The following is an 18,823-nucleotide window of genomic DNA, read 5'->3' on the forward strand; positions in this document are numbered from 1 at the left end:
GGCGACTTATCGCCCTTCCGCGAACAGCTGGCGGCCCTATCTGATTGTCTTGAAGCAGTTCCGACCGAGAACGTCAGGAATCGCGAACTTACCACACCGCACCGCGCAGATTCGGACTCAAGCCAGCCGCGGCGCTCGACTGGAGCACGATCTTAGGACATAGATACCGATTTAGGTCAGGCGATGCTGATACCTCTTTGCTGAAATCGGCTTGATACGATTACGGCACCCAAAAAAGTTCATGCACAGCAGAACCAACGACGCGCCTTCAACGCGTTGCCTCCTGGCGCACTGCCATGCCCTCAAAGCGGCCTTACTGAAGATCAGATGTCCGCCAAATCACCCAAGGCTTCGATCAAGGGGGCGATCTCGCCCTCGTAATTCTTCCAGCGCTTCACGGAAGATTTGTAGATCGGCTGGCGAACCTGCCAGCGGCTGGGCGTGGTGACCGCCCCTTCCCTATCGAAGTAGCGCAGGCATGCGTCATCCCAGGGAAGGCCGAGATAATCGATGAGCCGGCGCGACTGCGCCTCTTGATCCTCTACAAGCGTCTCATAGCGATTTTCAAAGATCCGACCGGGGAAAACCTCGTTCCAGTGACGCATCAAGCGGTCATATTCCCGGTAATAGAGGCCGAGTGCCCGCAGGTCTGAATTGTAACTATGTGCCGAGCTGAAAGGCAGGACAAAGCATGAAACGCAATTGTCGATCGCATCGCGGCGGCAGTGAATGATGCGGGCATTGGGAAAGAGCAGGGTGAGGAGGCCGATCAACTCGAAATTGTGCGGCATTTTATCGATGATTCGCTGCGCGGTCGGAGCGCGCTCCCGCAGATAGGAAAGATGCTCTTCGGCCAACGTCCTGGACAAGCCTTCGGTGACCGTCATGATCGGCTTGTTGAAATCAGAAGCCGAGGGATTCAGACCGATCGCGTTCGCTACCCGCCTCAGTTTGCTAAGCTCTCCGGCGCCATGAACATCGGGATGACTGGCGCATATTTGTTCGGTCAGTGTCGTCCCGGAGCGCGGCATCCCGACCACGAACACAGGTGCTTCGGAAGGGTTCCCATAGCTGGACCTCGCGGCAAACAGATCCGGCGTGAAGGTTTCAATGGTCAGATCCACGAAACGACGATACTGATCAATGTCGAACTTGTAGCCGGCGGCCTGTTTCGCCTTGTTGAAATGGTCGAACGCCTCGGCGTAGCGCTTGAGGTCGTTCAGCACCTTGCCGGCCGCGTAATGCAGATTCTGCACGGCCTCCGATTTAAGTCGCGGACCGTCTAGTTCGCGAAGGATCGATTGAAGTTCCGCAGGCTCTTCGGTAAACTTTCGGCTCTGCACGAGGTCGTAATAAGCCGCCGCAACGTCAATGCGGTGTTCGATCGCCTGTCTGAGATAGACGCCGGCCTCCTCCATGCGCCCAAGGCCGGTGAGCGAGGCTGCCATTCCGATCCGCGCCTTGGGGTGGTCGCGGTTGATTTTCATCGCCTTCTCATAAAGCGGCAAGGCCAGGTCGGGTTTGTCGAACTGGGTATAAACGCGACCGAGGGCACACAGGGCCTCTACAAGATCGGGCTGCACTTCCAAGGCATATTCTATATGTTTGATCGCGGCTGAAAATTCGCTCACCTTGCCATAGGCCTCACCGAGGCTAAGATGATAATAGGGATTTCTGGGCTCCTCGCCGACAGCGCGGGCGAAATAACGCAGAGCCGCCTCGTCATCATAGCCAAGATAGACGGTGCCCATGATATAGAGCGCAAGCGCATGGTTTGGCGTGCGCGCCAAAACCTGCAGGCACAGGTTCTGAGCCTCATCAAGCCGCTTGGCCTGTTGATGTTCATAGGCTTGCTTCAGCAACAAATCGTCAGCCTGTGCGCGTGCAAACGAATTTGTTTTCGGCGGATTTGCCAGAGCTGGCCGTGGCAATCCAGGTTTCGGAGCGGCGGCGGTTTTGAGATGTTTGGACCACGCAGGCGGCAGACGACTATTCATCATTCCTAGCTAGCAAAAAAAGCCAATCGAATCCAGAACGTCTGACCATATCGACGGCTTACAGCAGACAGCCCATGCGTTGGCCGCGAGGCCTTTTTTTGCTCGAGCAGGGGTGTTGATCACAACAGACGCGGCACTCTTTGCCGCAGCTTCCAATTCCGAGCCGCAAGCTGTTGTTAGATGTCCGCAAGGTCGCCCAGCGCTTCAATAAGCGGCTGAATCTCCGTCTCATAATTTTTCCAACGCTTGACGGAAGATTTGTAGATCGGCTGACGAACCTGCCAGCGGCTGGGCGTATTGACCGAACTGTCCCTGTCGAAAAAGCGCAAGCAGGCGTCATCCCAAGGCAGCCCAAGATAATCTATCAGATGGCGGGACTGCGCTTCCTGATCCTCGACCAGTGTCTCGTAACTGTTTTCGAAGATCAGGCCCGGAAAAACCTTGTTCCAATGCTGCATCAGCCGATCATACTCGCGGTAGTACAGGCCAAGCATTCTCAGGTCGGTGTTGTAGGCGTGTCCCTCGCCGAATCTCAAGACAAAGCAAGAGACGCAATTGTCGATCGCATCACGACGGCAATGAATGATGCGCGCGTTGGGGAAGAGAAGGCCGATCAAACCGATCAGTTCAAAATTATGCGGCATCTTATCCACGATCCGACGGGCGGCAGGTGCCCGCTCGCTCAGATAAGCCAAGTGCTCTTCAGCCAATGTTCCGGACAGGTTTTTTGTGATCGACGCGATCGCCTGGTTCAAATCCCTGGCCGACGACTTTCTAAGTCCGATCGCATTGGCGACCCGCCTGAGCTTCATAAGTTCGCCAGCGCCATGGACATCGGGATGACTTGCGCAAATCTGCTCCGTAAGCGTCGTTCCCGAGCGAGGCATGCCGACCACGAACACAGGAACTTCGGATGGATTTCCAAAACCAGTCCTGGCAGCCAGCATCTCAGGCGTGAAAGTCTCGATCAGCGCATCAACCCAGCGACGATAAAGATCGATATCGAAGTTACGGCCGGAGACCTGTTTCGACTTGTTGAAATGCTCGAACGCATCTTTGTAGCGCTTGAGGTCGTTCAGCACCTTACCGGCCGCCAGATGGAGCTTTTCCGCTCCGTCCGGGTCGAGCTTGGGATTTCCGAGTTCACCAAGGATGGATTTGAGCTCTTTGGGCTCTTCCGTGAACTTTTGCGTCTGGACAAGTTCGTTGTAGGCTGTCGGCACAGCGATGCGACGTTCAATTGACTGATGGAGGTAACCAGCGGCTTCCTCCATCCGTCCCACACTGGTAAGCGCACTAGCCAGTCCGATCCGCACCTTGGGATGATCCGGGTTGATTTTCAGTGCCTTCTCATACAGCGGCAAAGCCATATCGGGCTTGTCAAACTCAACATAAGCATCCGCCAATGCACAAAGCGCCTCGATAAGGTTTGGCTGCAACTCCAAGGCATGCTGCATATGCTTTATTGCTGGCGAATACTCGCTTACCTTCACATAGGCCGAGGCCAGACCAAGATGGTAATAGGGGTTCTTGGGTTCCGCATCGACCGCTCGCGCGAAATATCGCAAAGCCGCCTCATCCTCATAGCCCAGGCAAATGGTCCCCAGAATATACAGAGCGAGGGGGTGATTTGGTGTACGCGACAGAACTCGCAGGCACAGGTCCTGAGCTTCGTTGAGGCGCTTGGCCTGCTGGAAGGCGTAAGCCTGTTGCAGCAGCGCTTCGTCAGCCTGCCGACGTGAAAGCGAATTTGCCGTCGGCAGATTTGGTTTCGGCGTGGGGCCAGGTTTGATGTGTTTGGACCATGCGGGCGGCAGACGATTGTTCATGGTGCCTCGCTAGCAAAAAGAGGCGAAGGAATCCAGCGTTGCGGCCGAGGCCGCGGGGTGCTTGCGCCAGCCATCCGGTCACGCTAGCAAGAAGTCTCCCTGTCCATGCGAGCTTCCGTCATGCGTCTGCGCCCTCCCCTAACGCCGCTCATCGCCGCGCTTCCGTCCACCGTGCCGTTCGTCGGCCCGGAAGCACAGGAGCGTGAGCGCGGGCGCGCCTTCCGAGCCCGCATCGGCGCCAACGAGAGCAGTTTTGGTCCTTCGCCGCGCGTCATCGCCCGCATGGAGAGTGTCGCGCGCGACCAATGGATGTATTGCGATCCCGACAATTTCGACCTGAAGGTCGCGGCTGCCGCGCATCACCACGTGGCGGTCGAGAACGTCGTTGTCGGCGAAGGCATAGACGGCCTGCTCAGCCTTGTGGCACGCATGTATGTGGCGCCAGGCGACGCGGTGGTCACCTCGCTCGGTGCTTATCCGACCTTCAACTTTCATGTTGCCGGCGTCGGCGGGCGGCTGATCACGGTTGCCTATGAAAACGACAAGGAAAGCCTGGAGGGTTTGCTCGCGGCGGTCATCAGGGAAAAGGCGCCACTGGTCTACCTGTCCAACCCAGACAATCCGATGGGCAGTTGGTGGGAGGCGCACGAGATCATCCGTTTCATCGAGGCGTTGCCTGAAACCACCATGCTGGTGCTCGACGAGGCCTATGGCGAATTGGGACCAGCCTCGGCCCTGCCACCGATCGATATCTCGCGGCCAAACGTTGTCCGCATGCGAACGTTTTCAAAGGCTTACGGGCTTGCCGGTATACGCTGCGGCTATGCGGTGGCGGAGGCGCAGGTAATCCGCGACTTCGAAAAAATCCGCAATCACTACGGCGTCAGCCGCATGGCGCAGATCGCCGGCGTCGAGGCGCTCGCCGACCAGGCCTATCTAGAGACCGTGGTAGCGCGCGTGGCCGCCGGCCGCCGCCGCATCGCTGATATCGCCAAGCAGAACGGATTGAAGCCTTTGGCCTCGGCGACCAATTTCGTCACCATCGACTGCGGCCATGATGGCGCCTTCGCGCTGAAAGTGCTGCAGGGGCTGTTGTCGCGCGATGTATTCATCCGCAAGCCGATGGCGCCAGGGCTCGACCGCTGCATTCGCGTCAGCGTCGGCCTCGATCACGAACTGGATATTTTCGCCGAGGAATTGCCCGGCGCGCTGGCCGCGGCGCGAGGGAACTAGAGCATTTCACCGTTTCGCGGAAACGGCGAACCGCTCTGACTCTTTGTTTTGACGCAATTCCCAAGGGCAAGCGCTACGCGCTTGTCCCGAGAAAACCGCTCACACTTTTCCTGGAATTGCGCTAGGCGATTTCGCCGCGCCCGGAATCCGTCGCGCCACCGAGCAGCCTCCTGACGCGTGCCAGCACGTCCGACAACTCGGCGGCCTCCTCGTCGCCCAGCCCCTCGGTCAAGCGGATAAGGTCGCGATCCGCGGCCGACTGAAGTGCTGCAAGCGCGTCGCGGCCGTGTGCGGTGAGCGAGAGGACGCGCCGAGGCAGGGTGTCGGGATCGGCGCGCGTTTCGATCAAGCCGGCGGCGGAGAGTTTTCGAAGAATTCTCGTAACATAGGCAGGATCCAGCTCTAGATCCCGAGCTATTTCGGATGCCGCTGGTGCGAAATCGAGTTGAAACGCCCGCGCCAGGAAGCCTGCCTTGCCGCCAGGGTAGGTGGCAATAACCCTGGTCCGATGCCCCAGCTCGAACAGTACTCGCGCCTCGGCCAGCGTATGGGCACTGTGGGTCAAGGTTTCGTCGAGCAACCCGATCAGGCCGGTATAGAAACGGTTGAAGCGCCTGAGGTCGCTGACCAAGGCATTCCGATCGGTCGGCATATCTGGCGCCCCGGAAGATTCCCACTTCGCCGGATCATCGCAAAAAAATTGACCAAGTCAATTATTTATTGGAGGAAGTCATCTATCCTCCGGACGAGATACGGCTCGACAATTCAACAGACTCCTCCCTCAAGCCAGTTGCCTTCATTCGATCCTGCGCCAGATTCCATGCAAGGGAGCGAGCCATGAAAGACCGGAAAAGGGCGGTGCGGGCGCGTGTCCACGGCAAGGTGCAAGGCGTCGGCTACAGGATCTGGACGCGAGGCGAAGCGACAGGGCTTGGCCTGATGGGCTGGGTGCGCAACGAAAGAGATGGATCGGTAACAGCATGGCTGACCGGCACGGATGCGGCGGTTTCGACCATGATCGAGTTGCTTTGGCAAGGCCCGCCGGGTGCCGCGGTCCACCAGATCGACATAGAGGAACTCAAGAGTTGGATTGCGCCTGGAGACTTCAGGGTTGTCGCATAGGCGGGCCTCGATAGCCCTCTTGAATTAATTGAACGTTCGTTTTATTATGGCTGCCTAAAGAGGCGATCATGGCGCGCACCACAGGATCCGATGGCGAGCGAACGGAGGCGGCGGTCCGCGAGGCGGCGGTCAACCTGATTGCACGCTATGGCTACGAGGCGATGTCCATGCGCCAACTGGCCGCCGAAGTAGGTGTGCAGGCGGCCGCGCTCTACCGCTATTTCCCGACCAAGGAAGATCTCCTGTTCACGCTGATGCGCGAGCACATGGAAGGGCTTCGCGAAGCCTGGGAAAACGCCCGGCCAGCCGGCGCCGAGCCGGCGGAGCAGCTCGCGGCCTATGTCCGCAACCACATCGCTTTTCATATCGAGCGCCGGCACGCCACGCATGTGTCGAACATGGAATTGCGCAGTCTGTCGCCCGACAGGCTGACACAGATCCTGCGCATGCGCACGGCCTACGAAAAGGAACTGCGCGCCATCCTGCGTGATGGCGCCGAAGCCGGCGTGTTCAGCATCGAGGACACCGGCCTGACAGCCATGGCTCTGATCCAGATGATGACCGGCGTCATTGTCTGGTTCCGGCCCGGCGAGCGGCTTTCGGTCCCTGAAGTAACGGCGACATATCTTTCAATGACAATGCGTCTCGTCGGCGCGAAGATCGCAGACAGCGCCGCGCGTCCATCGGGCGCGCAAAGGACGCTGTCCCACTTTGATTTTCGCGCATGATCCCTTCCGAAAATCGAAGTCGATTTTCGGGGTCATGCGCCACGGAGGAAAAACATGTACACGAACACGCTCGGCTTCGGGTATGACGAGGATATCGAGGCGCTGCGCGACATGGTGCGGCGCTTCGCCCAGGACCGGATAGCGCCGATCGCCGGCGACATCGACCGCGACAACGAATTTCCGGCGCATCTGTGGCGCGAACTCGGCACGCTCGGCCTACTCGGCATCACCGCCGATCCCGATTTCGGTGGCAGCGGCATGGGTTATCTCGCCCATGTGATTGCGGTGGAGGAGATCTCACGCGCCTCGGCTTCGGTCGGCCTCTCCTACGGCGCTCACTCCAACCTCTGCGTCAACCAGATCAACCGCTGGGCAACGCCGGCGCAGAAGGAGAAATTCCTGCCGCCGCTGTGCTCGGGCGAGCGTGTCGGCGCGCTGGCGATGTCGGAATCCGGCGCCGGCTCCGACGTTGTCTCGCTCAAGTTGCGCGCCGAAAAGCGCAATGACCGCTATGTGCTTAACGGCACCAAGATGTGGATCACCAACGGCCCGGATGCCGAAACGCTGGTCGTCTATGCCAAGACCGATCCGGAGCGGAAATCGCGCGGCATCACCGCCTTCATCGTAGAGAAGGCGATGACAGGGTTTTCCGTGGCGCAAAAACTCGACAAGCTCGGCATGCGCGGCTCCAACACCGGCGAATTGGTGTTCGAGGATGTCGAAGTGCCATTCGACAATGTGCTGCATGAGGAAGGGCGCGGCGTCGAGGTGCTGATGTCGGGCCTCGACTATGAGCGCACCGTGCTTGCCGGTGGCCCGATCGGCCTGATGGCGGCGTGCCTCGACGTGGCGATCCCCTACGTGCACGAACGCAAGCAGTTCGGCCAGGCGATCGGCGAGTTCCAGCTTGTGCAAGGCAAGCTTGCGGACATGTACACGGTGATGAATGCCGCGCGCGCCTATGTCTATGCCGTCGCCGCCGCCTGCGACCGCGGCCAGACCACCCGCAAGGACGCCGCCGGCTGCGTTTTGTTCGCGGCCGAAAAGGCGACGCAGATGGCGCTCGACGCGCTGCAGCTGCTTGGCGGCAATGGCTATATCAACGACTATCCGACCGGCCGGCTGCTGCGCGACGCCAAGCTCTACGAGATCGGCGCCGGCACCAGCGAAATCCGGCGCTGGCTGATCGGCCGCGAGATCATGGCGGAAGGGGTCTAACATGGCCGTCCTCCAGACCCAGATTTCCCCTTCCTCCGACACCTTTCGTGCCAATGCCGAACGCATGCGCGGACTGGTCTCCGACATCGCCCAAAAAGCCGCCATCGTCGAGCGCGGCGGTTCGGAGGAGGCGCGCGAGCGCCACATCTCGCGCGGCAAGCTGTTGCCGCGCGAACGCCTCGCGCAATTGCTCGACACCGGCTCGCCTTTCCTCGAGATCGGCCAGTTCGCGGCGTGGTCGATGTATGGCGAGGAAATCTCCTCGGCCGGCATGATCGCCGGCATCGGCCGCGTCGAAGGCACCGAGGTGATGGTCGTCGTCAACGATGCCACGGTGAAGGGCGGCACCTATTATCCGCTGACGGTGAAGAAGCATCTGCGCGCGCAGGAGATCGCGCTGCAGAACAATCTGCCCTGCATCTACCTGGTCGACAGCGGCGGCGCCAATCTGCCCAACCAAGACGAAGTGTTTCCGGACCGCGAACATTTCGGCCGCATCTTCTACAATCAGGCCAATATGTCCGCGGCCGGCATCCCGCAGATCGCCTGCGTCATGGGTTCCTGTACGGCCGGCGGCGCCTATGTGCCGGCGATGTCGGATGAGACGATCATGGTGCGCAACCAGGCGACCATTTTCCTCGGCGGTCCGCCGCTGGTGAAGGCGGCCACCGGCGAGGATGTCAGTGCCGAGGATCTCGGCGGCGCGGACGTGCATACCAGGCTTTCCGGCGTCGCCGATCACTACGCTATGGATGACGAACATGCCCTCGCCATCTGCCGTCGCATCGTCAAAAACCTGAATCGGAACAAGACTGTAAGCCTGAACTTACAGAAGTCGATTCCGCCACTTCATTCGGCGGATGAACTCTATGGCGTCGTCCCGACCGATCTGCGTCAGCCCTATGATGTGCGTGAGGTGATCGCGCGTATCGTCGACGGCTCCGAATTCGACGAGTTCAAGCAGAACTACGGCACGACGCTGATCACCGGTTTTGCTCATCTCCACGGCATGCCGGTCGGCATCATCGCCAACAATGGTGTCTTGTTCTCCGAAAGCGCGCTGAAGGGCGCGCACTTCATCGAACTGTGCTGCCAGCGCAAGATCCCGCTTGTCTTCCTTCAGAACATCACCGGCTTCATGGTCGGCCGGAAATACGAAGCAGGCGGCATCGCCAAGGACGGCGCCAAGCTGGTGATGGCGGTTGCCACCGCCAGGGTTCCGAAGGTGACCGTCATCATCGGCGGCTCGTTCGGCGCCGGCAATTACGGCATGTGCGGCCGCGCCTACTCGCCGCGCTTCCTGTGGATGTGGCCGAATGCCCGCATCTCGGTGATGGGCGGCGAGCAGGCGGCGACCGTTCTTGCCATGGTCAAGCGCGAGGGCATCGAGCGCAAAGGGGGCGAATGGAGCGCCGAGGAGGAAGCAAAATTCAAGAAGCCGATCCTGATGAAATACGAGCACGAGGGCCATCCGCTCTACTCGTCCGCTCGTCTTTGGGACGATGGCATCATCGATCCGGCAAAGACGCGCGAGGTGCTGGCGCTCAGCCTTTCGGCGGCGCTCAACGCCGAAATCGAGGACACGCGCTTCGGCGTGTTCAGGATGTGAAATGAGCAAGGCGCCGGACAGGATCCGCATCCACGTCGGCGACATCACGAAGCTGGATGTCGACGTCATCGTCAATGCCGCCAATTCGTCGCTGCTCGGCGGCGGCGGTGTCGATGGCGCCATCCATCGCGCGGCGGGCCGCGAGCTTGAGTCCGAATGCCGGATGCTGAACGGGTGCAAGGTCGGCGACGCCAAGATCACCAAGGGTTACAAACTGCCGACTCGATATGTCATCCACACGGTCGGGCCAGTCTGGCAAGGCGGCGGCAGAGGCGAAGCCGAGTTGCTGGCCTCCTGCTACCGCAAGTCGCTGGAACTCGCGGCCGCCAATGATTGCCGCACCGTGGCATTTCCGGCGATTTCGACCGGTGTCTACCGCTACCCGAAAGATGAGGCGACCGACATCGCTGTCGGGACGATCGGCACGTTCATCGACGAAAAAAACATGCCCGCGACTGTCATCTTCTGCTGCTTCGATGAACAAACGGCGCAACTATACCAGCGCGCCGTTGCTGCACTTCGGGAGGCCTGATCTGTATGGACCAATCGATTCATCAGCATAGGCAAACTCGAATCCCCGCCAACGAACTGGCGGCGAGGCAAGATGTTCGCTACTGCTTGTTCTGCGTAATGCAATGGGGACAGGGCGAAGATGATGCTGAAATATCACCGGGGTACGGTTGCCTCGATACTTGCAAATCTACTAATAATCACAACGACTGCCGCCAACCCGGCCGGATCGCTGGCAGGCAGCAGGGGCGACGTGCGCTACCCGATAAACATTCCCGTCGGTACCACCGGAGGCTGCGGCAAGATCTATGGAGCGTATCTCGCAGCCGCGGGCCATTCGGCCTTCGCGGCGACGCCAATCGTTCCGGCGAGCGAGTACTTCATTTGTGGCGTGAAGCTAAATGCACCGTCACAGAAGGCGGCCGAGGAACTGGCACTGAAATCCTGTCAGGCCAGCAAGAGCAAATACAAGGTGACCGTCGCCGGCGCCTGCAGTCTCGCCGCTTCGAAATAGGCCGGCGCCTGCCAGAATGGCGCCGCCCGCCACTAACCCGGGAGGCTCCATGTTCGCCAAGATCCTGATCGCCAATCGGGGCGAGATCGCATGCCGTGTGATCCGCACCGCCCGCAAGCTCGGCGTGCACACCGTCGCCGTCTATTCGGACGCCGACGCGAAATCCCTGCATGTCGAGATGGCCGACGAGGCTGTCCATATCGGCCCTTCGCCTGTCGGCGAGAGCTATCTGCGCGGCGACAGGATTGTCGCGGCGGCTCTTTCGACCGGGGCGCAGGCCATCCATCCCGGTTACGGCTTCCTGTCGGAAAATCCCGATTTCGTCGACCAGGTGGTGGCGGCGGGGCTCACCTTCATCGGCCCGTCGGCGGCCTCGATCCGCGCCATGGGACTGAAGGACGCCGCCAAGCGGCTGATGGAGAAAGCCGGCGTTCCTGTCGTTCCGGGTTATCATGGCGAGGCGCAGGAGATCGTGCTGCTTGCGTCCAAGGCGCGCGAGATCGGTTATCCCGTGCTGATCAAGGCGCGTGCCGGCGGCGGCGGCAAGGGCATGCGGCGGGTCGAGCATCCCGATGATTTTTCCGAGGCGCTGTCCAGCGCCCGGCGTGAAGCAAAGGCTGCTTTTGGCGACGACCGCGTACTGGTCGAGAAATATGTCGACAAACCCCGGCACATCGAAGTGCAGGTCTTCGGCGACAATTTCGGCAATGCCGTGCACCTCTATGAACGCGACTGTTCGGCACAACGCCGCCACCAGAAGGTGATAGAGGAAGCACCCGCCCCCGGCATGACGCCGGCTTTGCGCAAGGCGATGACAGAGGCGGCAGTGAAGGCCGCGAAGGCGATCAACTATTCCGGCGCCGGCACCATCGAATTCATCGTCGATGCCTCGCAGGGCCTCAAGGCCGACCGCTTCTGGTTCATGGAAATGAACACCCGCCTGCAGGTCGAGCATCCCGTCACCGAAATGGTCACCGGCACCGATCTGGTCGAGTGGCAGTTGCGGGTCGCCAGCGGCGAAAAGCTGCCCAGGTCGCAGAGCGAGATCGCGCTTGCCGGCCATGCCTTCGAGGCGCGCATCTATGCGGAAGACGCGGCAAAGGGGTTCCTGCCGGCTACGGGTACGCTGCATCATCTGAAATTTCCCGAAACAGCGCCCAACGCGGCCACGATGCGCATCGAGACCGGTGTGCGGGCCGGCGATGCCATCTCACCCTACTACGACCCGATGATCGCGAAGCTGGTCATCCATGCAAAGGACAGGCAAGCCGCGCTGGAAGCACTCGGCACAGCGCTGTCGCAGACCGAAATCGCCGGCTCCACCGTCAACACCGCCTTTCTTGCCGCTCTCGCCGCCGATCCGGATTTTTGCGCTGGCGACGTCGACACCGGCCTGATCGGCAGACATCAGTCGGCACTGACCGAGGTCGCGCCGCCGACCGGCGAAATCATCTCGGCAGCAGCCCTTGCCGCGTCCGGTGAAGGACTATTGCGGCCATCGAACGATCCATGGTCGTCGCTTTCCGGCTATGCGCATTTCCACGGCGTGGCGCGGCGCACGCGGCTGAAGTTCGGTGAGGACGATATTCTGGCAAAGCTTTCCGTGCGGCCGGACGGGCGTTTCCAGGTGGCGCTCGGCGCGCCCTATGACAGCGCCAATTCGCATGATTTTCGCGCCGCCCCACGCCTCGCCCGCTGGCCAGGCCACATCACTGTTTTCGAAGGCGCCATCGGCTACACTTTCGCGGTGCCGGATCCCTTGGCCAGAAGCGATGACGCGGCCGCCGCCTCGGGCAGCTTGCGCGCGCCGATGCCGGGTCTGGTCAAGCTGGTGCGCGCGGCGAAGGGCGATACGGTGATCAAGGGACAAGCTCTCCTGATTCTCGAGGCGATGAAGATGGAGCACACCATCGCGGCCCCGCATGACGGAGTGGTCGCCGAAATCGCCACGGAAGGTGCGCAGGTCACCGACGGGACGGTGCTGGTGCGGTTCGTCGAGGAGCAGACCGCCTCGACCGCTGCCGCAGGCTGATAGACGGCGCGCATCGCCGACCACAAAAACAAAATGGCCGGGGCGAGCCCGGCCATTTCTCTGGATTATCGCCTTGGATTACTGCGCGATCGGCGCGTACTTGCCGTCATGCCACTGGTTGATGTCGTAGCTGGCGTTCTTGAGGTCGCCCTTCTCGTCGAAGGTCACGTCGCCGACAACGGTGCTGATCGGCGTGCCGTTCTTCAACGCTTCGGCAACCTTGGCCGGATCGTCGCTGCCGGCACGCTTGATGCCTTCGGCGAAAGCCTGGACCACGGCGTAGGAGAACAGCGTGAAGCCTTCCGGCACGAAGCCGCCGGCCTTGATCTTCTCGACGGCCGCCTTGGCCTCCGGCTTTGCCTGCGGATCCGACGGGAAGACGAACATGGTGCCTTCGCCAGCCGGGCCAGCAACCTGCCAGAATTCCGGCGAGGCGATCGAATCCGGCATGATCAGCTGGAACTTAAGGTTCTGTTCGGCCGACTGGCGCAGGATCAGGCCGGCTTCAGGATGGTAGCCGCCGAAATAGACGACGTCGGCCTTGAGATCCTTGAGCTTGGTGACAAGCGCGGAATAGTCCTTCTCGCCGGGATTGATGGCGTCGTAGTAGACTTCCTTCAGGCCACCGGTGTTCATGGTTGCCCTGACAGCGTCAGCCACGCCCTGGCCATAGGCGCTCTTGTCGTGCAGGATGACGACGTTCTTGCCGGCATACTTCTTGGCGATCCACGGGCCGATGAAGGCGCCCTGTGCATCGTCACGCGTATAGAGGCGCATGATCGTCGGCCAGCCGGCCTTGGCGGCCGCGTCGGTCAGCACCGGGTTCGAGGAAGCCGGGCTCATCATCAGCGCGCCGGCTTCGGCATAGACGGCCGAAGCCGGAATGCTCGAGCCCGAGCAGGCATGCCCATCGATGAACTTGACGCCGTTGGCGACGATGCGGTTGGCGACCGACACTGCCTGTTTGGGATCGCACTGGTCATCCTCGATGTCGAGCTTGATCATCGAACCGTTGACGCCGCCCGCCGCATTGATGGCATCGGCGGCGGCCTTTGCGCCCTGCTTGAACTGATCGCCAATGGTTGCGAGCTGTCCCGTCATCGGGCCGACCACCGAAACGGTGATGTCGTCGGCGAATGCGACCGGCGCACTCATCATCAGGCCGAAAATGGCCGCGCTCAAAATACTCATTTTTTTCATTGCAATAGAACTCCTCCACTCACGCGCGGCCGCCCCGGCCGCGCTTCTTCCAGAGAGGCGGGACAATTTCATCCTTCATCGGGCCTGTCTAGGCGCATTGACGCCGCTCGATTGGGCCTGGGAGGCCTCATCCACGCAAAAAAGCCACGCCAGCCTTGTTCCGGCCGGTCATGGCTTTTTTGCCTGTCGGGCTGTTTCCCCAGCGCCCCCACGCCGCGAACCCCAACTTGGCCGTCCCTGTCTTTCCTGTTGACCATGATCTTGTCCGAAAACCGGATTCCGCTTTCCGGGATCATGGTCAGTCGTACGGCTTGACCTATTCGCCTGCCGCATTCTTGTTGTTGGCCTGTGGCCTGGCCGTCTGCGCAGCCTTGTCCCTGTTGTGGCCCGACCGTCTTTGAGCGATCTGGACCCGAGCTTTCCGTCTGTCGGAAACCTAGTGCATGGTCATCCATTCGCGGGCTTCGCGCAGCGCCTTGGCAATCTCGACCTTCGACATCGCCGCCGACAGTTCCGAGCGCAGTTCCGCGGCGCGGGCCGAACCCTTGATGGCAGCGATGTTGAACCATTTGTGGGCGGCAACGACGTCGGTCTCGCAGTCGCGGCCGGTCGCATACATCATGCCCAGTTCGAAAAGGATGTCGGCCTGGGCAGTTGCCCCCATGGCGCCGAAACCTGCTTCAAGCATTTCAAAACGTGCCATTTTAGTCCCCTGTCTGGCTCCCGAGAGCTGCCTCCGTTTGTCTTGTCCGGGCCGCTCTTTCGATGCTTTCGAGAATGCCGGTCAGGCTTGAATCCGTCGTTAAATGGCGTGCTTAATTTGAGGAAAACAAAGCTAAAACAAGAGGTAAACGCGGAAATTCGTTAAGGATACGAAGCCAGTGTTTCAGCCGATTTTCGCTAAATTTGACGAAAATTTTCCAGGCTTGAATCAACACTCCGCTAACCACGGGAAACAAACACGATGCGCAGGTCGTTTTCATTTCCTCCGCGACGAGGCGAATTCAGGCGCCTTCAGAATCCCAAAGTCTTCCGCTGCGGCACCGCTTTTGTTTTGGCGGGAGCTGGATTAGCTTACGTTTGCGTAAGCGGCACACCGGCGAGGCGGAGCATCCGGCCGGCCATCCAAAGGGAGGAAGAGATGTTTCGAAAAGTGAGCCTGGCCCTTGCAGCCACAGTGATCATGGTGGGAACGGCGTGGGCCGATCCGATCGAGGGCAACTGGAAGACGCAAGCCGGCGACACCGCGGCCATTTCAGGCAGTGGCTCGTTTTCGATCACGCTCAAGTCGGGCAAATATGCCGGCAAGACCATCGGCTCGCTCAAGGCGGCGGGCGACAACAAATATGCCGGCAGCATCACCGACCCGGCAAACGACAAGACCTATTCGGGCAAGGCGACATTGTCGGGCACCTCGCTCAAGATGAGCGGTTGCGTGCTCGGCGGCCTGATCTGCAAGAGCCAGACCTGGCACAAGCTCTGATCGACCATATCCTTGCGACATGATGACGGGGCCTGGCGGGCCCCGTTTTCGTTTCATCGCCAGCCAAGCACCGGTGCTATTGCCCTGCCGCCGATGGCCATATCAGGCCGGCGGCGACCGGATCAGATCGTCAATCATTTTGAACCGCAGATGAACGTCGGCATCAGAGCCGGTTCAGAGGCGTTGGCGCATTCTCCCGCGTGTTGAAGGAGACACCACCCGATGCTTGCTCGCCGCTTCACCATCGTCTGCCTGCTGATGAGCCTGTTTGGAATGTTCTTCGCCATCCTCGTCGCCGAAGCGGGCCGTTCCCCTCGCTCCTGGGACGAAGCCAGTTCCAGGACATGCCGCTTCGCCTGCCCCACCCACCTTCGCAACTGAACCAAAGAAACCAGACCTCGAAAAGAAAAGCTCAGACATCATGAACCGCATCGCCGCCAACGCTCTCAAGACCCTTCGGCTTCTGCCGCGGGCGGCGCTTATCCTGATGGTCCTGGCCGCTCCGGTCCTGGCCGTGCCGATGATGCGCGCCGATGCCGGCTCGACGATCGAGGCTCCGGCCCTGAAGAAGTCTGGCGTCGGCTTCGTGCTGCTGGTCAGTCTGCAGCGGGGATAAAGAAAAACGGCGCTTTGTGCGCCTTCGACGGCGACACCCCTCCCAACCGCTCGTCCGAGTCTCTATATTGAGCCATGGAAAAGCGAATCTACCCTCAAGCCATCGAATCTGTCGTCATGCCGGAGCCTTTTGGCCGGCAAAGCTTCGACAATGCCGCCAAAGCGGTCGCGGCACTGCAACTGCTTTATGACCGCAACACCAAGTTCCTGCGCGATTCCTTCGCCGCCCTGGCCGCCGGCGGCGACAGCAGCAAGCGCTACCGCGCCTTCTATCCCGAGATCGGCGTCACCACGAGTTCGTTCACCCAGGTCGACTCGCGCCAAGCCTACGGCCACATGCCGACGCCCGGCCATTTCGCCACCACGATCACACAGCCGCACTTGTTCGAGAACTACCTGATCGAACAATTGCGCCTGATCATGCGCAACCATGGCGTGGCAGTCACGGTTTCGGAATCGACCACTCCCATCCCACTGCATTTCGCCTTCCTGGAGGGAACTTACGTCGACGGCGCCGCCGCGGAGCGCATCAAGCGGCCGATCCGCGACCTGTTCGACGTGCCAGATCTCGACGGCACCGACGATCAGATCGCCAACGGCACGTTCGAAGTGGCCTTCGGCGAACCAAGACCGCTAGCCCCATTCACGGCGCAGCGTATCGACTACTCGCTGCACCGTATGACGCACTACACGGCGACCAGCCCGCAACATTTCCAGAATTTCGTGCTGTTCACCAACTACCAGTTCTACATCGACGAGTTCGGCGCCCGCGCACGCGACCTGATGGAGAAGGGCGGCGGCGGTTATGTGGAATTCGTCGAACCCGGCAATGTCGTGACCAAGGCCGGACAAAGCGCGCCGAGCGAAGGCGTTGGACCACAGCGTCTCCCGCAGATGCCGGCCTATCACCTGAAAAAGGCGAACCATGGCGGCATCACCATGGTCAACATCGGTGTTGGCCCTTCAAACGCCAAGACGATCACCGACCATATTGCCGTGCTGAGGCCGCATGCCTGGGTAATGCTTGGCCATTGCGCCGGGCTGCGCAACACCCAGGCGCTCGGCGACTACGTGCTGGCGCACGCCTATGTGCGCGAGGACCACGTGCTTGACGACGATCTTCCGGTCTGGGTGCCGATCCCGCCGCTGGCCGAGATCCAGGTGGCTCTGCAGGAGGCGGTTGCCGAAGTCACCGGCCTGTCCGGCTACGATCTGAAGCGCATCATGCGCACCGGCACGGTCGCCACCATCGACAACCGCAACTGGGAACTGCGCGACCAGCGCGGACCTGTGCAGCGCCTGTCGCAGTCGCGTGCCATCGCGCTCGACATGGAATCGGCGACGATCGCCGCCAATGGCTTCCGCTTCCGCGTGCCCTACGGCACGCTTTTGTGCGTGTCCGACAAGCCACTGCATGGCGAGTTGAAACTGCCTGGCATGGCGACCGAGTTCTACAAGCGGCAGGTGGCGCAACACCTGACCATCGGCATCAGGGCGATGGAGAAGCTGGCCGAGATGCCGATGGAGCGGCTGCATTCGCGCAAGCTCCGCAGCTTTTCGGAGACAGCGTTCCAGTAGGTGGCCGCAACGCCTCGGCGAGGCAATTCGTCGTCTTGCTCAGGCCGCAATTGGGCCGCTAAGCAGATCGAACGGATCGTCGGGCGGCATTCAGCAGACACGACCTTAATGACAACAGGCGCGCGCTTGAAAATGACGGCTGGGTTGGCATTCCTGGCGATGACGGCACTGTCGGCAGCGCTGTTGGCCGGGTTCTTCGGCACGCTGCACCCCGCTTTCGATTCGTTCTCGCATTTCCGCACTCACCTCAGCGTGCTCATGGCGCTTCTGGCACTGCCGCTGCTCGCCAGTTCGTTTCGGCTGCAAGCGGCAGCGGGGCTGCTCTTTGCCATCGCCTGCCTGGCCACGACGGCAAGCGCCCTGCCGAGGCTTTGGCCGCAGCCCGCGGTTGCCAAGCCCGCCGATCAGGCCGTCTACAGCCTGCTGCAGATGAATCTGCGCTTCAACAACCCGACACCGAAGAAAGTGCTCTCCCTGATCGGCCGCACCAATCCGGACGTGATCACCCTCGACGAAGTGTCCGGCATGTGGACGACCGAGCTTGGCTACATCACCAGCGCCTATCCCTACCGTATCCTCTGCCCTTACCCGAACGGCATGTTCGGGGTGGCTTTGCTGTCGCGCCGGCCGTTTGCCGCCGACACCGCACCGCGCTGCGAGCCGCGCGGCGCGATGGCGACCGCCACCATCGACTTCGGCGGGATCGGGGTCGATGTCGCCGCGATCCATTTGAGCTGGCCGTGGCCGAAGGAGCAGTACTGGCAGATTGGCGAACTGGCGGAACCGCTGGCCGGGCTCGGCGAGACCGCGATCATGGCCGGCGATTGCAACGCCGTGCCGTGGAGCGCGGCGGTGCGGCGGGTCGCGGCTCTCGGCAGGCTGACCGTCATGCCGTCGGCCGGACCGACCTGGATCCACCGGACACTGCCCGATTTCCTGCGCCGCTATGCAGGCCTGCCCATCGACCAGGTGTTCAGCAAGGGCGGCCTGACGATCCTGTCTTCGACGCGGCTGGAGGATACCGGCTCCGACCACCTGCCGGTGCTGGTCGAGTTCACGTTAAGGCCTGGCGACAAGCAGCCTGAAAATGATCACGCCACGGCGCTCGCGGCGAACGGGTCTCAAAGCAAGCCGCGGGGCTGATCCCGTCATCCC

The 18,823-nt window shown here is 61.0% G+C and carries 18 protein-coding genes; 13 read left to right on the forward strand and 5 right to left on the reverse strand.

Annotated features, from left to right (window positions below; translation table 11 throughout):
• Positions 1-323: 323 nt before the first annotated feature.
• Complete coding sequence (locus tag EB230_RS24925) at positions 324-1,997, reverse strand: sulfotransferase (protein WP_056565583.1); 1,674 nt, start codon at positions 1,995-1,997, stop codon at positions 324-326.
• Between the two features lie 176 nt (positions 1,998-2,173).
• Positions 2,174-3,826 (reverse strand): sulfotransferase, encoded by a 1,653-nt coding sequence (locus EB230_RS24930; RefSeq protein ID WP_056563475.1) that lies wholly within the window; start codon positions 3,824-3,826, stop codon positions 2,174-2,176.
• A 120-nt stretch (positions 3,827-3,946) separates the two neighbouring features.
• Here EB230_RS24930 and EB230_RS24935 point away from each other — a divergent pair, with 120 nt between their 5' ends.
• Positions 3,947-5,059 (forward strand): pyridoxal phosphate-dependent aminotransferase, encoded by a 1,113-nt coding sequence (locus tag EB230_RS24935; RefSeq protein WP_056563478.1) that lies wholly within the window; start codon positions 3,947-3,949, stop codon positions 5,057-5,059.
• 121 nt (positions 5,060-5,180) lie between these two features.
• On the opposite strand, the gene EB230_RS24940 is transcribed toward EB230_RS24935, so the two are convergent.
• A complete protein-coding gene (locus tag EB230_RS24940; protein ID WP_244493893.1) occupies positions 5,181-5,690 on the reverse strand; it encodes a MarR family winged helix-turn-helix transcriptional regulator in 510 nt (169 codons plus the stop codon).
• A 206-nt stretch (positions 5,691-5,896) separates the two neighbouring features.
• On the opposite strand from EB230_RS24940, the gene EB230_RS24945 reads away from it, so the two are divergent.
• From EB230_RS24945 to EB230_RS24975, 7 genes are all read left to right on the forward strand, one after another.
• Positions 5,897-6,181: an acylphosphatase gene (locus tag EB230_RS24945; protein ID WP_056563486.1), complete on the forward strand. Its 285-nt coding sequence runs from the start codon at positions 5,897-5,899 to the stop codon at positions 6,179-6,181.
• A 68-nt stretch (positions 6,182-6,249) separates the two neighbouring features.
• Positions 6,250-6,909, forward strand: a complete 660-nt coding sequence (locus EB230_RS24950) for a TetR/AcrR family transcriptional regulator (protein ID WP_056563489.1) — start codon at positions 6,250-6,252, stop codon at positions 6,907-6,909.
• Positions 6,910-6,963: 54 nt separating this feature from the next.
• A complete protein-coding gene (locus tag EB230_RS24955) occupies positions 6,964-8,127 on the forward strand; it encodes an isovaleryl-CoA dehydrogenase (protein ID WP_056563492.1) in 1,164 nt (387 codons plus the stop codon).
• Between the two features lies 1 nt (position 8,128).
• A complete protein-coding gene (locus EB230_RS24960; RefSeq protein WP_056563495.1) occupies positions 8,129-9,736 on the forward strand; it encodes a carboxyl transferase domain-containing protein in 1,608 nt (535 codons plus the stop codon).
• Position 9,737: 1 nt separating this feature from the next.
• Entirely contained in the window at positions 9,738-10,268 is a 531-nt protein-coding gene (locus EB230_RS24965; protein ID WP_056563499.1) for an O-acetyl-ADP-ribose deacetylase, read from the forward strand.
• A gap of 120 nt (positions 10,269-10,388) precedes the next feature.
• Entirely contained in the window at positions 10,389-10,760 is a 372-nt protein-coding gene (locus EB230_RS24970) for a hypothetical protein (RefSeq protein WP_056563502.1), read from the forward strand.
• 49 nt (positions 10,761-10,809) lie between these two features.
• Complete coding sequence (locus tag EB230_RS24975; RefSeq protein WP_056563505.1) at positions 10,810-12,792, forward strand: acetyl/propionyl/methylcrotonyl-CoA carboxylase subunit alpha; 1,983 nt, start codon at positions 10,810-10,812, stop codon at positions 12,790-12,792.
• Between the two features lie 78 nt (positions 12,793-12,870).
• Here the strand turns inward: EB230_RS24975 and EB230_RS24980 are convergent, their stop codons facing one another.
• The gene (locus tag EB230_RS24980) at positions 12,871-13,992 is read right to left on the reverse strand and encodes a branched-chain amino acid ABC transporter substrate-binding protein (protein ID WP_056563508.1); all 1,122 of its coding nucleotides are present in this window, start codon (positions 13,990-13,992) and stop codon (positions 12,871-12,873) included.
• 436 nt (positions 13,993-14,428) lie between these two features.
• Positions 14,429-14,695 (reverse strand): sel1 repeat family protein, encoded by a 267-nt coding sequence (locus tag EB230_RS24985; protein WP_010915070.1) that lies wholly within the window; start codon positions 14,693-14,695, stop codon positions 14,429-14,431.
• 438 nt (positions 14,696-15,133) lie between these two features.
• Between EB230_RS24985 and EB230_RS24990 the strand changes: the two genes are divergently transcribed.
• The 5 genes from EB230_RS24990 (at position 15,134) to EB230_RS25010 (ending at position 18,811) form a co-directional block, all read left to right on the forward strand.
• Complete coding sequence (locus EB230_RS24990) at positions 15,134-15,475, forward strand: DUF2147 domain-containing protein (RefSeq protein ID WP_056563511.1); 342 nt, start codon at positions 15,134-15,136, stop codon at positions 15,473-15,475.
• A 222-nt stretch (positions 15,476-15,697) separates the two neighbouring features.
• Positions 15,698-15,856: a hypothetical protein gene (locus tag EB230_RS24995; protein WP_172374128.1), complete on the forward strand. Its 159-nt coding sequence runs from the start codon at positions 15,698-15,700 to the stop codon at positions 15,854-15,856.
• 40 nt (positions 15,857-15,896) lie between these two features.
• Complete coding sequence (locus EB230_RS25000; RefSeq protein WP_056563514.1) at positions 15,897-16,091, forward strand: hypothetical protein; 195 nt, start codon at positions 15,897-15,899, stop codon at positions 16,089-16,091.
• Positions 16,092-16,207: 116 nt separating this feature from the next.
• Positions 16,208-17,668 (forward strand): AMP nucleosidase, encoded by a 1,461-nt coding sequence (locus EB230_RS25005; protein ID WP_244493894.1) that lies wholly within the window; start codon positions 16,208-16,210, stop codon positions 17,666-17,668.
• 132 nt (positions 17,669-17,800) lie between these two features.
• A complete protein-coding gene (locus EB230_RS25010) occupies positions 17,801-18,811 on the forward strand; it encodes an endonuclease/exonuclease/phosphatase family protein (protein WP_172374129.1) in 1,011 nt (336 codons plus the stop codon).
• The last annotated feature ends 12 nt before the right edge of the window (positions 18,812-18,823 follow it).

Source organism: Mesorhizobium sp. NZP2234 (assembly GCF_013170765.1).
In the GTDB taxonomy this organism is placed as follows: Bacteria; Pseudomonadota; Alphaproteobacteria; order Rhizobiales; family Rhizobiaceae; genus Mesorhizobium; species Mesorhizobium loti_D.

What these genes read in the sequence shown, in the direction of transcription:
- EB230_RS24925 (WP_056565583.1), bottom strand. Translation starts at nt 1,997, where the DNA reads ATGAATAGTCGTCTGCCGCCTGCGTGGTCCAAACATCTCAAAACCGCC.
- EB230_RS24930 (WP_056563475.1), bottom strand. Translation starts at nt 3,826, where the DNA reads ATGAACAATCGTCTGCCGCCCGCATGGTCCAAACACATCAAACCTGGC.
- EB230_RS24935 (WP_056563478.1), top strand. Translation starts at nt 3,947, where the DNA reads ATGCGTCTGCGCCCTCCCCTAACGCCGCTCATCGCCGCGCTTCCGTCC.
- EB230_RS24945 (WP_056563486.1), top strand. Translation starts at nt 5,897, where the DNA reads ATGAAAGACCGGAAAAGGGCGGTGCGGGCGCGTGTCCACGGCAAGGTG.
- EB230_RS24950 (WP_056563489.1), top strand. Translation starts at nt 6,250, where the DNA reads ATGGCGCGCACCACAGGATCCGATGGCGAGCGAACGGAGGCGGCGGTC.
- EB230_RS24955 (WP_056563492.1), top strand. Translation starts at nt 6,964, where the DNA reads ATGTACACGAACACGCTCGGCTTCGGGTATGACGAGGATATCGAGGCG.
- EB230_RS24960 (WP_056563495.1), top strand. Translation starts at nt 8,129, where the DNA reads ATGGCCGTCCTCCAGACCCAGATTTCCCCTTCCTCCGACACCTTTCGT.
- EB230_RS24965 (WP_056563499.1), top strand. Translation starts at nt 9,738, where the DNA reads ATGAGCAAGGCGCCGGACAGGATCCGCATCCACGTCGGCGACATCACG.
- EB230_RS24970 (WP_056563502.1), top strand. Translation starts at nt 10,389, where the DNA reads ATGATGCTGAAATATCACCGGGGTACGGTTGCCTCGATACTTGCAAAT.
- EB230_RS24975 (WP_056563505.1), top strand. Translation starts at nt 10,810, where the DNA reads ATGTTCGCCAAGATCCTGATCGCCAATCGGGGCGAGATCGCATGCCGT.
- EB230_RS24980 (WP_056563508.1), bottom strand. Translation starts at nt 13,992, where the DNA reads ATGAAAAAAATGAGTATTTTGAGCGCGGCCATTTTCGGCCTGATGATG.
- EB230_RS24985 (WP_010915070.1), bottom strand. Translation starts at nt 14,695, where the DNA reads ATGGCACGTTTTGAAATGCTTGAAGCAGGTTTCGGCGCCATGGGGGCA.
- EB230_RS24990 (WP_056563511.1), top strand. Translation starts at nt 15,134, where the DNA reads ATGTTTCGAAAAGTGAGCCTGGCCCTTGCAGCCACAGTGATCATGGTG.
- EB230_RS24995 (WP_172374128.1), top strand. Translation starts at nt 15,698, where the DNA reads ATGCTTGCTCGCCGCTTCACCATCGTCTGCCTGCTGATGAGCCTGTTT.
- EB230_RS25000 (WP_056563514.1), top strand. Translation starts at nt 15,897, where the DNA reads ATGAACCGCATCGCCGCCAACGCTCTCAAGACCCTTCGGCTTCTGCCG.
- EB230_RS25005 (WP_244493894.1), top strand. Translation starts at nt 16,208, where the DNA reads ATGCCGGAGCCTTTTGGCCGGCAAAGCTTCGACAATGCCGCCAAAGCG.
- EB230_RS25010 (WP_172374129.1), top strand. Translation starts at nt 17,801, where the DNA reads ATGACGGCTGGGTTGGCATTCCTGGCGATGACGGCACTGTCGGCAGCG.